Annotated in this window: 16 protein-coding genes; 7 read left to right on the top strand and 9 right to left on the bottom strand. The window is 66.2% G+C overall.

Going from position 1 to position 14,237, the window contains the following annotated elements; genetic code table 11:
• Position 1: 1 nt before the first annotated feature.
• Both GQ464_RS16210 and GQ464_RS16205 read right to left on the bottom strand, forming a co-directional pair.
• Positions 2-259, bottom strand: coding sequence for an acyl carrier protein (locus GQ464_RS16210; RefSeq protein ID WP_228350369.1), 258 nt, complete (start codon positions 257-259; stop codon positions 2-4).
• Positions 260-294: 35 nt separating this feature from the next.
• Positions 295-1,116 carry an SDR family oxidoreductase gene (locus GQ464_RS16205; protein WP_166973656.1) on the bottom strand — a complete coding sequence of 274 codons (822 nt, stop codon included), beginning with the start codon at positions 1,114-1,116 and terminating at the stop codon, positions 295-297.
• A gap of 197 nt (positions 1,117-1,313) precedes the next feature.
• On the opposite strand from GQ464_RS16205, the gene GQ464_RS16200 reads away from it, so the two are divergent.
• The 3 genes from GQ464_RS16200 to GQ464_RS16190 all read left to right on the top strand — a co-directional run bounded on the left by GQ464_RS16200 (position 1,314) and on the right by GQ464_RS16190 (position 4,646).
• The gene (locus GQ464_RS16200; protein WP_166973653.1) at positions 1,314-1,754 is read left to right on the top strand and encodes an arsenate reductase ArsC; all 441 of its coding nucleotides are present in this window, start codon (positions 1,314-1,316) and stop codon (positions 1,752-1,754) included.
• Positions 1,755-1,861: 107 nt separating this feature from the next.
• On the top strand, positions 1,862-2,560 hold the full coding sequence (locus GQ464_RS16195; RefSeq protein ID WP_166973650.1) for a gamma-glutamyl-gamma-aminobutyrate hydrolase family protein: 699 nt from the start codon (positions 1,862-1,864) through the stop codon (positions 2,558-2,560).
• 178 nt (positions 2,561-2,738) lie between these two features.
• Positions 2,739-4,646: a hypothetical protein gene (locus tag GQ464_RS16190; RefSeq protein WP_166973647.1), complete on the top strand. Its 1,908-nt coding sequence runs from the start codon at positions 2,739-2,741 to the stop codon at positions 4,644-4,646.
• A gap of 7 nt (positions 4,647-4,653) precedes the next feature.
• Here the strand turns inward: GQ464_RS16190 and GQ464_RS16185 are convergent, their stop codons facing one another.
• Positions 4,654-5,199 carry an MOSC domain-containing protein gene (locus GQ464_RS16185; protein WP_228350368.1) on the bottom strand — a complete coding sequence of 182 codons (546 nt, stop codon included), beginning with the start codon at positions 5,197-5,199 and terminating at the stop codon, positions 4,654-4,656.
• A 62-nt stretch (positions 5,200-5,261) separates the two neighbouring features.
• Between GQ464_RS16185 and GQ464_RS16180 the strand changes: the two genes are divergently transcribed.
• Positions 5,262-5,510: a hypothetical protein gene (locus GQ464_RS16180; protein WP_166973644.1), complete on the top strand. Its 249-nt coding sequence runs from the start codon at positions 5,262-5,264 to the stop codon at positions 5,508-5,510.
• A 22-nt stretch (positions 5,511-5,532) separates the two neighbouring features.
• On the opposite strand, the gene GQ464_RS16175 is transcribed toward GQ464_RS16180, so the two are convergent.
• Both GQ464_RS16175 and GQ464_RS16170 read right to left on the bottom strand, forming a co-directional pair.
• Positions 5,533-6,648, bottom strand: a complete 1,116-nt coding sequence (locus tag GQ464_RS16175) for a hypothetical protein (protein WP_166973641.1) — start codon at positions 6,646-6,648, stop codon at positions 5,533-5,535.
• Between the two features lie 73 nt (positions 6,649-6,721).
• The gene (locus GQ464_RS16170) at positions 6,722-7,267 is read right to left on the bottom strand and encodes an NUDIX hydrolase (protein ID WP_166973638.1); all 546 of its coding nucleotides are present in this window, start codon (positions 7,265-7,267) and stop codon (positions 6,722-6,724) included.
• Positions 7,268-7,638: 371 nt separating this feature from the next.
• Between GQ464_RS16170 and hppD the strand changes: the two genes are divergently transcribed.
• Together hppD and GQ464_RS16160 are read left to right on the top strand one after the other, a co-directional pair.
• The gene (gene hppD / locus GQ464_RS16165) at positions 7,639-8,775 is read left to right on the top strand and encodes a 4-hydroxyphenylpyruvate dioxygenase (RefSeq protein WP_166973635.1); all 1,137 of its coding nucleotides are present in this window, start codon (positions 7,639-7,641) and stop codon (positions 8,773-8,775) included.
• 19 nt (positions 8,776-8,794) lie between these two features.
• The gene (locus GQ464_RS16160) at positions 8,795-9,982 is read left to right on the top strand and encodes a homogentisate 1,2-dioxygenase (protein WP_166973631.1); all 1,188 of its coding nucleotides are present in this window, start codon (positions 8,795-8,797) and stop codon (positions 9,980-9,982) included.
• A gap of 76 nt (positions 9,983-10,058) precedes the next feature.
• On the opposite strand, the gene GQ464_RS16155 is transcribed toward GQ464_RS16160, so the two are convergent.
• Entirely contained in the window at positions 10,059-10,778 is a 720-nt protein-coding gene (locus GQ464_RS16155) for an aspartyl/asparaginyl beta-hydroxylase domain-containing protein (protein ID WP_272493480.1), read from the bottom strand.
• Positions 10,779-11,136: 358 nt separating this feature from the next.
• Between GQ464_RS16155 and GQ464_RS16150 the strand changes: the two genes are divergently transcribed.
• The gene (locus tag GQ464_RS16150; RefSeq protein WP_166973625.1) at positions 11,137-11,568 is read left to right on the top strand and encodes an OsmC family protein; all 432 of its coding nucleotides are present in this window, start codon (positions 11,137-11,139) and stop codon (positions 11,566-11,568) included.
• A 23-nt stretch (positions 11,569-11,591) separates the two neighbouring features.
• Here the strand turns inward: GQ464_RS16150 and msrB are convergent, their stop codons facing one another.
• The 3 genes from msrB to GQ464_RS16135 all read right to left on the bottom strand — a co-directional run bounded on the left by msrB (position 11,592) and on the right by GQ464_RS16135 (position 14,193).
• Positions 11,592-12,005: a peptide-methionine (R)-S-oxide reductase MsrB gene (msrB, locus tag GQ464_RS16145; RefSeq protein ID WP_166973622.1), complete on the bottom strand. Its 414-nt coding sequence runs from the start codon at positions 12,003-12,005 to the stop codon at positions 11,592-11,594.
• Between the two features lie 96 nt (positions 12,006-12,101).
• Complete coding sequence (locus GQ464_RS16140) at positions 12,102-12,854, bottom strand: phosphocholine cytidylyltransferase family protein (protein ID WP_166973619.1); 753 nt, start codon at positions 12,852-12,854, stop codon at positions 12,102-12,104.
• 13 nt (positions 12,855-12,867) lie between these two features.
• Positions 12,868-14,193 (bottom strand): inositol-3-phosphate synthase, encoded by a 1,326-nt coding sequence (locus GQ464_RS16135; protein ID WP_166973616.1) that lies wholly within the window; start codon positions 14,191-14,193, stop codon positions 12,868-12,870.
• Positions 14,194-14,237 lie beyond the last annotated feature (44 nt).

Raw genomic sequence — 14,237 nt, 5'->3', positions numbered from 1 at the left:
CTTACATTTTCGAGGCGACGACGTTTGCGATGTCGTCCAGGGTGTCGAGGTAGTCGGCGCTCATCTCATGGGCGTGGAACCGCACACCGAAACGATCTTCCAGAAAGCCGACGAGTTTCACCGTAGCGATGGAATCGAGGATACCGCCGGTAATGAGCGGGGTATCGCTGGTGAGGGCGTCGGGGTCCTCCCCCGGCAGAAACTCGTCGAGGATGTAGTCTTTGACGGCGGCTCTGATCTCTCCGATCTGTGGGGCCATAGGGTTGCCTCAAAACGGGTTGGGTTGTGGGGACGTTAAAGGAAAAGGTCGGGCATCGGCTCGCAGTCCGGATCCACGGCATAGCCCGAAAAGTCTTCGACGCCGGCTTCGCGCAGGACGTCTTCGTCGATGAGAAACCGGCCGGTACAGGAGCGGCTATCCTGCGTGAGCACGCGATGCGCCGCCTCGCCCACGATGGCCGGCTTGCGGGCGTGACGGATCGCCGCCTCGCCGCCGAGGAGGTTGCGCACGGCGGCCGTCGCGATCATCGTCTTCGGCCACAGGGCGTTCACGGCGATGCCGTCGGGACGGAACTCCTCGGCCATCCCGAGCACGCACAGGCTCATGCCGTACTTTGAGATCGTATAGGCCACGTGCGGCGCAAACCACCGGGGCTCCATGTTCAACGGCGGCGAAATGTTGAGGATATGCGGGTTGGCGGCCGCCTTCAGGTACGGCAGGCACGCCTGTGAGCAGGCAAAGGTGCCCCGCACGTTCACCTGATACATGAGGTCGAAACGTTTCAGCGGCGTCTCCAGCGTTCCGGCCAGGTAGATGGCGCTCGCGTTGTTGACCAGGATATCGAGGCCACCGAACGCCTCGACGGCCCGGTCGACGGCTGCACGGATCTGGTCCTCGAAACGGATGTCGACCACGAGCGGCAGGGCCCGGCCGCCGGCCGCCTCCACCTCCTCCGCCGCCGTGTAGATGGTCCCCGGCAGCTTCGGATGGGGTTCGGCCGTCTTGGCTGCAATGACAACGTTGGCACCATCCCGCGCGGCACGCAGGGCGATGGCCTTCCCGATCCCCCGGCTCGCCCCGGTGATGAACAGCGTCTTGCCACGCAGATCCGCCATGAACGCCCGTCCTTAACCTTTTTCTGCGGGCCGGTTTGCATACCACTCGATCGACAGAGCACAAAACGTCCCGGCACCCGCTTTGATCTCCGGGAGACAAGTACTAACTTTTCCCGGACGAATACAACCGCTCCGGCACCTTACCGTCCTCCGAATTGCAAATTTTTATCGCCGGCGTTCGTCGACCGGCCTTTTTCATGTCCAGAGAACGCGTCCTTTTCGTCTGCACGCACAATTCCGCCCGCTCCCAGATGGCCGAGGGGTTACTTCGCGCCCTGCACGGCGACCGCTACGAGGTCTACAGCGCCGGCACCGTGGCCACGCGCGTGCACCCGCTGGCCATCGAGGTGATGCGTGAAATCGGCATCGACATCTCGGGGCACCGGTCCGAGCACCTCGACGTCTATGCCGGCGAGCCCATGGACTATGTGGTGACCGTATGCGATGCGGCCCGTGAAAGCTGCCCGTATTTTCCGGCCCGCAAACGGATCCTGCACCACAGCTTCCCCGATCCTTCGGCCGTGGAGGGTACCGAGGAAGAGCGGCGGGCGGCCTTCCGCCAGGTACGCGACGCCATCCGGGACTGGCTGGAGACGACGTTCGCCGAAAACGCACGCACAGCCGCTCAACGCGCCTGAACGGCACGGTTCATCCGTCCGATATCTCAGGATCAGGCCCGTGGCAACAGGAGCGAGGCGATCGCCTTGCCCTGTTTCCGTGCCCCCAGCGAAAACATCAAAGCGCGATGGACATCCGCATCGGGATCACCACGTCTTTCGAGCAAGAGGAACAGCGCCTGCACCGCGCCTACGTGCGGGCCATCGAGGCGGCCGGTGCCCTCCCGCTGATCGTCCCTCTGCTGGAGACGGATGCGGCCGTCGAGGCGTTCGCGGACCTGCTCGACGGCCTCGTGATCACCGGCGGACCGGCCATCACCGACGGGCTGATCGGCACCCGCCCCGACGACCTGGACCCGACGGATCCCGAGCGCCTGCGCAACGACCGGCGGATCCTGGCGGCGTTCCGGCGCACCCGCAAGCCGGTGCTCGGCATCTGCTACGGCATGCAACTGCTCAACGCCGAGGCCGGTGGCACCATCTACGCCGACGTGCAACACCAGGTCGAAGGCGCCCTCGTCCATTCGTCCGTGCGCGGGGGCACCTTTCACCCGGTGGTCCTGCAGCCCGGCACCCACCTGCACCGGCTCTTCGGGCAGGATCAGCTGACGGTGAACACGCGTCACATCCAGGCCATTGCCGCCGTCGGTGCCGGCTTCCGCGTGGCCGCCACCGCCCCGGACGGCGTCATCGAAGCCATCGAGAGCGAGGACGGCCTGCTCCTCGGCGTGCAGTTCCATCCCGAACGCATGGCCGAAACCATGCGCCCGCTGTTCCACCATCTCGTGACGCAGGCCCGCCTGCAAAAACAGACCGTCCGGCCGTGATTTTCAACCGTTCGCCACGATACGTCGTAATGCCCTGACGCCGGGAGACAATACATGATATAGAACGTGGAAAAAAATCCGATAATGCCCGCACCCGCCCCGCAACCCCGAGGCCCCGGACACCAGGCCCCGGGTTCCAGCACACCATACTTTTCGTGACGCCAGCATGCAGATGAAGATGAATGAGCCTTTTCGCACCTCTGGCTCCGAACAGCCCGAACCCCGTACCGATCCGCGCGTGCGGCTCTGGAACAACCGCACCGTCCACCTCGGCCTGCTCATCATGGTGCTCTTCACGGCCAGCATGATGATCTTCGCCGGGATGGACCTGCTGGCCCGCAACCTGCTGCTGCGGCTGCGCCCGGTACAGACGATCGAGGCGGTGCCCGTCTCGGCACCGGCACCGGCGCCGGCACCCGCCGTCTTCACCTTCGAAGACCTGGATCTTCATCCGGATCGCCTGCATGCTCCCTTCCTGAGCGGGTCGCTCGCCGAAGGGCGGGGCCACGCCGCCCACGCCCGCCGGCTCGAAGCGTTCCACGACCTGCTGGACCTCTACGAGATCCGACAACGCTACGACGACAACTTCACGATCCGCGTCCTGGACAGCCGGACGAACGAAACCCTCGAAGTCTTCTCTCTGGACCACCTCCGGCAGGCCTACGAGCAGGGCAAACCGGTAGACTGGCGAGAGGTGGACCGCCTCCGCACCACCGAGACGCGGCGCCTTTCGAAAAAATACCAGGACCGTGGCATTCCCGGCGGGGCGCTGATGATCCGCTGGGGCCGCGCCAACCAGGTCCGGGAAGCCCGCGAGCGCGAGGCGGCCTACCTTGCCTACGAGGTCGCCCTGGCCCGCCAGCTCGGCCTGAGCCTGCTCGCCACCGAGATCGGCACCGTCGAAACCTTCAACGAAGACCACCTGGTCTCGACCGCCGGTGCGCGCTCGCGCTACCAGCTCATGCCCTACCTGCTCCGGCAGAACGGCATCGAACACTACGAGCTCCGGACCGGCAGCGGGCGCACCGTGAAGGTCTACGAAGAGTGGCACCCGCTCCTCACCATGGAGCCCGCCTTCGAGTTGATGCGCGCCTACGCCAACGCCGTCGGGCACGAGTTGCCCGGCCTCTCCGCCTACCATACCGGCCCCTTCAACATCTTCAAGCTCTACCAGAGCTTCCTCACCAGCGGCGGGGCGTCCGCGCTCCCGGAACCCCACGTGGTCGACGCCTTCATCTGGGGACTGACGGACGGTTTCGAACGGGTATCCGGCAAGAGCTCGTTCAAAGAACGCTCCCGCGGGTACGTGCCGGCTCTCTACGGGTCCTTCCGCGCCACGGCCTCGCTCCCCATCGACACGTCGCAAACGGTGCGGGCCGAGCGGGTCCGTCTCAAACCGGGCCAGAGCCTCTTTCTCAGCGACCTGCTGCGGGCCCTCGAAGCCACGGGACAGTCTTTCGCCTGGGGCCCGGACGAGCCGGGGACCAGCTTCTACAACCATTTTCGCCGCTTAAACCCGCACATCGTCCTGCCCGCGGCCCCGGACAGTGCGGGCGTCCCCCTCGAAGGCGACGTCCGGCTCGTAGACCGGGCGGCCGGCGCCCGCGTGTCCTTCTTCCTGCCGCCCGGGGCCGCCGAAGCGCTGGCCCGGCACGGCCTGGACGTCTTCGACCCGGCTGCCACCTTCCGCTTCGACCACGGCACCTTCGACCTCGCCCCCGGCGAAAAGACGCCGTGGGACAGCGCCTACGAAGCCCTGGTCGAAGACATCGGCTATTTCGGCTTCACCCGGGCCAACCGGGCTTACCTGGATTCGCTCCGGGTACGGTTCCAGGCGCTTGCCGAACGGTATCCCACCCCGTATCGCCTCCGGCAACTCCGGATCATCGAGATGCACGCCCGGGTGTGGGCATCGAAGTTCTGGGATCAACTGGCCCAGACCGTAGAGGCCTACGCGGGGCAGCTACGCGCCCCCGTCCGGCCGCCGATGCCGCCGGAATCCCTTCGCAACGTTCCCGAAGGCGGCGGCACCCTCCGGGCGCCCATCCGCCCGCCCGCGCCCGTGTCGCCCCCGCGCGGGCAATGACGCCCCCTCAGGCGGGGCGCGGCATGCCGGATCCACACCGGCGGATCGGATCGCCGAGACGGATGCGGCCGCCCCGTTCGACGACAAACAGCGCGCCCCGGTAGCGCCCCTGCCCGATGGCGGCGAAAGCCTCGGGACTGGTGCGATCCCGGAAGACGGTACATACCTGGTGCGGGCGGTCGCTGCGCCGCAACCGCACCTCCTCCCCCACGGCGAGCACGTCGCCCGGCTCCAGCACCCGCAGGTCGAGTCCTGCGGTGATGAGGTTGTCCCCCACGACCGCCGGATCGACGCCGAGCACGCGGAGCACCTCCAGGCTCACCGCCGACACCTCCCGGCCCGGCACGTAGGCCCCCCGGTAGAACGACTTGCGCGGGTGATCCCCGGCGAACCCCTTGCCCGCCACCACCACCACTTCCGGGCGGGCCAGATGCCGTCCCGAACGCGGGGTCTCGAACAACCCGGCGACAACCCCCTCCGGACTCCACACGATCGCGTCGAGCGCCGCCACCAGGTCGGCAACCGTTCCACGGTGGTATGATCCTTGATTCACAGGGACTTCATCCGATACCATGCGTATCCCCGTCCTTTCTTTCCGTTCTATCGCGTGTGAAGATGAAAAACGTTCTGCCCGATCCCCGGCCGCCGGCCTCGATGTTCCGGTGGATGGTGGGTGCCGTGAGCCTGTCGCTGGCCGGCGCCTCCATGTATCTCCTCTCGCGCCACGTCCGGCTCCCCCGCCCGCCCCGAAGGGCAACCGGCACCGGTTCCGCCGCGGCACCCCGGACGCGTGACGCCTCCGGCTTTCGGCCGGGCGACCGGCGGCGCAACGGCGAGGCGGACGACGTGGCCCTCTTCGTCTGAATCCGACCCGGCCCGGACGGCCTCACCACGTCTTCAGCCGCCTCGGCGGGCCGGTCTCGACGTCCCGCCCACGCGGCGGCGCCGCCCGTACCTGGAGGGAATCCAGCACGATCACGTCCTCGCCGGCGCGCCCGTGCGGTTCGAAGACGGCCTCGCTGCCATCCTCACGCACGACGAGGCGGCCTTCCAGCTCGTCCCACCCCCTGAGCCAGCCACGCCGCCACTGTATGGAAACCTCCACGGTATAGCGCCGCCGGGCCGGATCGTAGGTCCACGACTCCACAAAGGCGTAGACACGGCGTCGCGTCGCATCCAGTCCGAGGCGGGCCAGCACTTCCCCGGCGGCCTGCTCGACGAAATGGCCGACTTCGGCCATCCGCTCGTCCTCACTCTTCTTCACGATGCGCTTCTCCACCGAGGCCACCGGGGCCTCCACCCCCATCAGGCGGGCGTAGATGTCGAAGCGAACGGCGGCTTCCCTTCCTTCGAAAAGCTGGGACTGGAGCGCATACCGGAAATCGCGATACCGCTCGGAGCGGGCCAGGTTGAAGCGGCCCCGGTTTCGGGTGAACGGGATCCGTACCGGCACCGGATCGCCGGAGGCCACGTAGGCCGTCAGAAAGCCATCGACGGGAGCGCGGCGGTTGATCTGCTCCCATTCCTCCGCCCCGAAGCGTTGCCGCTCGACGACGAAGTCGAAGGCATAGCTGCCCTCCTGATAGGCTTCGTCCTCGGGAAAAGCGATCTCATGCCGGACGCGGACGCGCTTGGGGGAAGCCCGGAGCGCGTGTTGTTCACATACCCGCCACCTTCCGAAGTCGCCGCAGGCCTCCACGAGCAGCCGCTCGGCATGACCCAGCTCCGCATCGGGTATGGGGATGACCGGATCCGAACCGGCGTAGAGCGTGTCGAAACCGGCGTCGAACACGTAGATCGTCGTCGTGTCCGGCACGGCCGGCCGCAGCCGCCCGAACGGACCGCGCACACCGAACGCCAGCGACACCCGCAGGGTATCCCATGACGCCTGTACCGGCTCGAACCGGGACACGACGTAGGCCGGCCGCCCGTTGCAGGCCGCCAGCCCGAGGATCATCCCGAGCCCGATCGCCCGCAGAACCGTTGTGCGTTGCGCAGTCATGAATGCTTAAGGAACGCCGTCGAGGTATCGTTTCGAACGCCGGCGCCCCGCCGATTATTGCAGGCACCGGGGCTCATCCGGGAAAGAGGCCCAGCGACCGGGCCCAGAAAAGGGCGGCCAGGTGGATCCCGTGGACGAGGTCGCCCGTCTCCACGCGGCGGAGGACGTCCTCCGGTTCGAGCAGGCACACCCGCAGGTCTTCGCTTGCGTCGCCGGCGGGAGCCCGGACCGGCCGGGCCGCGCGGGCCACATACAGGTGTGCGTAGTTCGTATGCTTGCTGGGTTCGGGCGCACATCGCCCCAGGCCGATCCAGTCGTCGGCGGCGTAGCCCGTCTCTTCCAGCAGCTCGCGCCGGGCCGCCTGCAACGGCTCCTCTCCCGGATCGACGGCCCCGGCAGGAAACTCCAGGCAGGCACGCCGGATCCCGTGCCGGTACTGCTCCACCATCACGAGCCGTCCCTCCTCGGTGAAGCACACCACACAGGCCCAGTCCGGGTACTCGACCACGTGAAACTCGGGCAGTTCCGTGCCGTCGGGCAGGCGGACATGGTCCACGCGCAGGTTCATCCACCAGCGGCGAAGCAGGTAACGGCTGTGCAAGACGTGCCAGGGTCGCATGAAACACCGAGCAACGTGGTTATGGCCCCCACGAGCATTCCCCCTGAAACGGGTGGCCTTGCTGATGCCTGCCGGCGGCCTTTGTTTCCCGCTGCCTCTCCCCCCTTTCCCGCATGTATACACCACATTCGCACATTTCCTTCTAAAAGGAAATATTATTCGTAAAAAAGCAGGTTATTGACATTTTTATTCTGAAAAAACTATCTTACACCCAAATTTTTCACAAATACGCCGGACCGGAACGCAACGCCGCCTGATCGGTGTAAACCAGGTGGCCGGAAGCGCTTTTTGTCAGGAATCCGCATCGGCGTAGTCGTTTCCGCCGGCCCGGTCAAGCCCGTGCTCCGTCTCACCCAATCCCACACATGGTCATGGCCGAAACGCCCGTCCTCTCCCCCGCTCATCGCCCCTCCGAAGTCGACTTTCTCCCGATCAACGGGACCGACTACATCGAGTTCTATGTGGGCAACGCGAAGCAGGCCGCCTACTACTACCAGAGTGCCTTCGGTTTTCAGATCATCGGCTACCGGGGGCTGGAGACCGGCCACCGGGAGGCGGCCAGCTACCTGCTCCAGCAGGGCAAGATCCGCTTCGTGCTCACGGCCCCGCTGACGGCGGATTCATCCATCGCCGAGCACGTCCGCCGCCACGGCGACGGCATCCGGGACATTGCGCTGTGGGTCGACGACGCCCGGTACGCCTTCGAGGAAACAGTCCGGCGCGGTGCCCGGCCCGTGCGGGAGCCCGAGGTGCTCGAAGACGCGCACGGCCGCATCGTCGTCGCGGCCATCGCCACCTACGGCGACACGATCCACTCCTTCGTCGAACGGCGGGACTACCACGGCCTCTTCATGCCCGGCTTCGAGCCCTGGAACAACCCGCACTGGCGCCCCGAACCGGTCGGGCTCAAGTACGTCGACCACTGCGTCGGCAACGTCCGCCTCGGCGAGATGAACCGGTACGTCGACTTCTACGCCCGCGTGATGGGCTTCAAGAACCTGATCTCGTTCGACGACAAGGACATCTCGACCGAGTACTCGGCCCTGATGTCGAAAGTGATGGCCAACGGCAACGAACGGATCAAATTCCCGATCAACGAACCGGCACCGGGACGGAGAAAAAGCCAGATCGAGGAGTATCTCGAGTATTACGGCGGCCCGGGCGTGCAGCACGTGGCCATGGCCACGGACGACATCCTCGCGACGGTCACGGCCCTGCGCAACCGGGGCGTCGAGTTCCTCTACGTCCCGACCACGTATTACGACGAGTTGCAGGACCGCGTCGGCAAGATCGACGAGCCGGTGGACCGCCTGCAGGAGCTGGGCATCCTCGTCGACCGGGACGACGAGGGCTACCTGCTTCAGATCTTCACCCGGCCCGTCGAGGACCGCCCGACCCTCTTTTACGAGATCATCCAGCGCAAGGGCGCGCGCAGCTTCGGCAAGGGCAACTTCAAGGCGCTCTTCGAAGCCATCGAGCGCGAACAGGCCCGGCGCGGCAACCTCTGAACCCAAACCCGCCACCGCCATGCCCTACTACTTCCGACTCGGCGCCATCCCGCACAAGCGGCATACCCAGTTCCGCAAACCCGACGGGAGCCTCTACAGCGAAGAGGTGATCGGCGCGGAGGGCTTCAGCGGCATCGCCTCCATCGCCTACCACCTCCACCCGCCCACCGTCGTCGAGCGCATCGCGGACCCGATCCCCTTCGCCCCGGATTATACCGACCTGGACACCCTCCGCCACCGCCATATCAAGGGGTTCGAGGTCGAGAGCAGCGGGGACTGGCTCACCGCCCGGCGCTACATCATGGGCAACGAGGACGTGCGCCTGGCCCTGGCCGAACCCACGGCGGAGATGGACTACTTCTACCGCAACGCCGTCGCGGACGAGGTCGTCTTCATCCACGACGGCGAGGGGGTGCTCGAGAGCCCCTTCGGCCGGCTCGAATTCTCGCAGGGCGACTACGTGCACGTCCCGCGCACGATCACGCACCGCTGGCGGTTCAAACCCGGCATCCGCAACCGGGTGCTCATCATCGAGAGCTTCTCGGAGGTACGCTTCCCGAAACGCTACCGGAACGAGTTCGGCCAGCTCCTCGAGCACAGCCCCTTCTGCGAGCGGGACATCCGCCCGCCCTCGGAGCTCATCACCATCGACGAGGAAGGGGCGTTCGAAGTCCGCATCGCCAAGCACGGCTACCTGCACCGGCTCTTCTACCGGTATCACCCGTTCGACTACGTCGGCTGGGACGGCTACATGTATCCGTACGCCCTTTCGATCCACGACTTCGAGCCCATCACCGGCCGCATTCACCAGCCGCCGCCGGTCCACCAGACCTTCGCCGGGCGCAACTTCGTCATCTGCTCCTTCGTCCCCCGCCTGTTCGACTACCACCCCGAGGCCATCCCGGCCCCCTACAATCACTCGAACATCGACTCGGACGAAGTGCTCTACTACGCCGAAGGAGACTTCATGAGCCGGCGCGGCATCGAGCGAGGCTCGTTCACCCTGCACCCCGGCGGCATCGCGCACGGGCCGCACCCCGGCACCGTCGAGGCGTCCATCGGGAAAGAGCGCACCGAGGAACTGGCCGTCATGGTGGACACGTTCCGCCCCCTCCGGCTGACGAAAACGGCCGTCGCCCACGAGGACGTGGACTACATCTTCTCCTGGAAACCCGAACGCCACGCCGCCCCGACGAACGGACGTTGATGCGTCGCGTTGCACGTTCAACGTTAAACGCTCAACGTTCACCGTTCAACGTTCAACGGTGAACGCACACCGCGATTCAGCGGGCCCGGTTCATCACGTCCTCGAAGCTCATCTCCCACTTCTGCTCGTTCTTCCGGGCGGACTGCACGACGGGCGAGTACTTGATGAGCTTGATGATGAGCTTGTTCAGCCAGGACGCCGGGAAGCGGAGCGGGCGCTCGACGTCCATGAAGAGCACCACGCGGGTGCCGTCGGTCTCGTTCCACACCTCGTGGTCGTGCGTGTCGTCGAAGAGGAGTCCCTTGCCCTCCTCCCAGTGCCGGACGTCGTCGCCGACGCGGATGCGGCACTTCTCCTTCGGCTCCGGCACGAGCAGGCCCAGATGGTAGCGCAGGACGCCCTTGTACGGCCCCCGGTGCGCCGGGATGTGCTTGCCGGGCGCCAGGATCGAGAAGAACGCCGTCAGCATGCCCGGCACGCTCTCGACGAGGCGCGTCGTCTCCGGGCAACGGGCCGCATTCGCCTCGGATTTGTACCCGTAGCCGTAGAGAAAGAACGTCTTCCACTTGTCGTCCCGGGTGATGGAGCGCTGGTCCTTCGAGATGTCCTGAAAGTTGGGAAGGGCCTCCTGGTGTTCGAGAACGGCGTCGAGCTCCTTCCGGATCACCTGCCAGTTGGCCTCCAGATGCCGGGCCCAGGGAAATTCGTCCGGGTCGAAGAAGGTGGCGTTGCCGTGGGGAGAGTACTTGACAATGATGCGCTCGAGCCACTGCACCAGGCGGAAGGCCAGACGCATGGCCGGGCTGAGGGCTGGTTTGAGTTCGGTCCGTTCTACGGCCGGAGTGCCGTCGACCGGCTTCGTCGTTTCCGTTACCGTGCGGGGGGGTTCCATAGCGCGCTCGCATTGGGTTGATCGGGCCGGGCGGTCGTAGGGCGTGGTACGTAGTGGATAATGGCGAAAAGACCCACCACGTCGCCGCGTTTGTACGACGGCGCCCGGGCAGGGATCTTCAAAGATTGTGTGCAGGCATGCGGTCTTCGTTCCGAACGGGTTGCCGGCAGCCGGGCTTTACCTGCCCGTCTACCGACTTTCCCGGCCCGGTACTATATTGCGCGCGAGCCGATTCATCCAGAAAACAACCCGACGATTCACCATGCCTGTTCGCACAGCCGAAGCCGTCTGGGAAGGCGACCTGCCTTCCGGAAAAGGAACCATGAAATTCGGCGGCGGCGCCTTCGAGGGTGCCTATTCGTTCGCCTCCCGCTTCGAGGAAGGCACGGGCACCAATCCCGAGGAACTGATCGCCGCGGCCCACGCTGGCTGCTTCTCGATGGCGCTCTCGCACGGGCTCGCCCAGGCCGGCCACCCGCCCCGCCGTGTCCATACGACCGCCCGGGTCCACCTGCAAAAGCACCCCGAGGGCGGCTTCCACATCCCGAAGATCGAGCTGCACACCGAGGCCGACGTGCCGGGCATCGACGAGGCGACGTTCCGCGAGAAAGCCGAAGCCGCCAAGAAAGGTTGTCCTGTCTCGAAGGTGCTCGCCGGCGCGGAGATCGTCCTCGACGCCCGGCTCACCGGCTGAGCGAACCGTCCTCGTCGAGCGCGTCAGGCGGCCTCGCCGGATCCGTCTTCCGGCTCGAAGCGGAGGGCGGCCGAGTTGATGCAGTAGCGCAGCCCCGTCGGCGCCGGGCCGTCGTCGAAGACGTGGCCCAGGTGGGCGTCACACCGGGCGCAGAGTACCTCCGTGCGCCGCATCCAGAGGCTGTGGTCCTCCGCCGTGGCCACGCGCTCGGGCGCCACGGGCGCGTAGAAACTCGGCCAGCCGCTGCCGGAGTCGTACTTCGTTCGGCTGTCGAAGAGCGGTGCCCCGCAGCACGCGCAGCGGTACAGCCCCTTCTCCTTGTGGTCCCAGTACCGCCCGGTGAAGGCCCGCTCGGTGCCCTTCTGCCGGGTAATGCGGTACGTCTCCTCATCGAGGAGCGCCCGCCACTCCGCATCCGACTTGCGCACTTTGTCCATATCGCGTTCCGGCTGGTGTTGAAAACGCTGAAGGCACCGGGACGGCCGGAAAGAGTTCCGTCGCCCGGTGCCTTTCGTTTCCGGTTCGGCGTTTCGTTACCCGTCCACCCCGATCCGCTCCCGCTGTTCGAGAATGGTTTCGGCGTGGCGGAGCATGGCCGGGGTGTCCACATCCTGCCAGAAGCCGTCGCCGATGTCGAGCACGTACATCCGGCCTTCGGCGGCCAGGCGGGCGACGCCGTCCGAGAGGGAGGCATCCCCCTGCGCGGCATAGACGGCTTCGAGGGCATCCAGGAGCCCTTCGGTGCAGACGAAGGCCCCGGTGTCGATGCAGTTGTATTCCGGGATCGCCTTGCCGATGTCCACGACGCGGCCCTCCCGTTCGAGGACCTTCGTGGCGTCGTCCATGTCGAAGATGGCGTCGAGCTTGTAATCGACCAGCAGCGTGGCCCCGCCCGGAGCGGGCGTGTGGCCGCCGGACAGCGCCATCACCTCGTCCCCGAAGACGTGGTCGGCCATGGTGAGCAGGAACGTGCCCTCGACGAACGGGCGGGCCGCCAGCACCGAGACACCGTTCTTCAACTCATAGTGCGGGTTGAAGGCGAACGACAGTTCGAGGGGGCCGTCGTAGGCGGCCCGGACGGCGTCCCGCACGTCCTCTGCGCCGTGACCCAGGACGACGACAGCTCGCCGGCAGCCGGCCACGGCCAGGCTGTCGAGCGTGCGCAGGAGCAGAGGGCGCCCCGCCACCGGCGTGAGCGGCTTGAGCGATGTCTCGCTTGAGACGCCCCGCAGGCGCGAGCCGAAGCCCGCCGCCAGGATGACGCCCGTGCGTGGTTTCTCCGGCATGAAGTCCTCCGGCTCAGTGGTCGTACTGCTCGTATTCGTAGTTTTCGGAAAGGTGCGTGACGGGCTCTTCGCCGCCCATGACCCGGAGGGTGTTCTTCAGCCGGAAGTGCTGGATGAACAGGTCATGCTCCTGCACGTGCCCCTCCTCGACGTGCGGGCTTTTGAAGTAGAACGAGAGCCATTCCTGGATGCCCTTCTTGCCGGCCCGGCCGGCCAGGTCGAGGAAAAGGGCCAGGTCGAGGACGATGGGAGCGGCCAGGATGGAATCCCGGCAGAGGAAGTCCACCTTGATCTGCATCGGATAGCCGAGCCATCCGAAGATGTCGATGTTGTCCCAGCCCTCCTTGGCGTCGCCGCGCGGCGGGTAGTAGTTGATGCGGACCTTGTGGTAGAGGTCCTTGTAGAGGTCCGGGTACAGGTCGGGCTGGAGGATGGTGTCGAGCACACCCGACTTGGTGACCTCCTTCGAGCGGAAGTTTTCCGGGTCGTCGAGCACCTCGCCGTCGCGGTTGCCCAGGATGTTGGTGGAGAACCAGCCCTGGATGCCGAGCATGCGGGCCTTGAAGCCGGGGGCCAGGATGGTTTTCATGAGGGTCTGGCCCGTCTTGAAGTCCTTGCCGGCGATGGGCACACCGCGTTCAAGGGCCAGCTGTTCGAGCGCGGGCACGTCCGCCGAGAGGTTGGGCGCGCCGTTGGCGTACGGGACGCCCTCCATGATGGCGGCATAGGCGTAGAGTTGCGAGGGCGCGATGGCCGGGTCGTTGTTGCGCATGCCTTCCTCGAAGGCCTCGATGCTCTGGTGGCAGGCTGCCGGGCGAAGATAGACCTCGGTGGAGCCGCACCAGACCATCACCGCGCGGGTCGCCCCGGTCTCGTCGAGCTGGCGGCGGATGTCGTCGCGCAGCATCCGGGCCAGTTCGTACTTGTTGGCCGCCTGCTTGACGTTCGAGCCGTCGAGTTTCTTCGCATACGCCTTCTCGAAGGCGGCCGGCATGGGCTTGATGCTCCGGAGGAAGTCGGCCATCGGCTCGAGGTGGCGGGGGTCGAGGACCTGCGCCCGGACGGCGGCCTCGTAGGCGTCATCCGGGTAGACGTCCCATCCGGCGAAGGCCAGGTCCTCCAGCGGCGCCAGCGGCACGAAGTCGCGGATGAGCGGGTTGCGGTTCTCGGAGCGCTTGCCCAGGCGGATCGTCTGCATCTGGGTGAGCGAGCCGATGGGCTTGGCCATCCCCCGCCGCACGGCCTCGACGCCGGCGATGAAGGTGGTGGCAACGGCGCCCATACCGGGCAACAGCACGAGCAGCTTGCCCTCAGGGGGCGCTATGGTCGAAACACGCATGAAAATCCCTTTTTGTGGAATACCTGGAAAACGTTCACACCCGC

Source organism: Rhodocaloribacter litoris, assembly GCF_011682235.2.
Classification (GTDB): domain Bacteria; phylum Bacteroidota; class Rhodothermia; order Rhodothermales; family ISCAR-4553; genus Rhodocaloribacter; species Rhodocaloribacter litoris.
The sequence above is the reverse complement of the archived record's forward strand: the minus strand, read 5'-3'. Positions and strand labels throughout refer to the sequence as shown.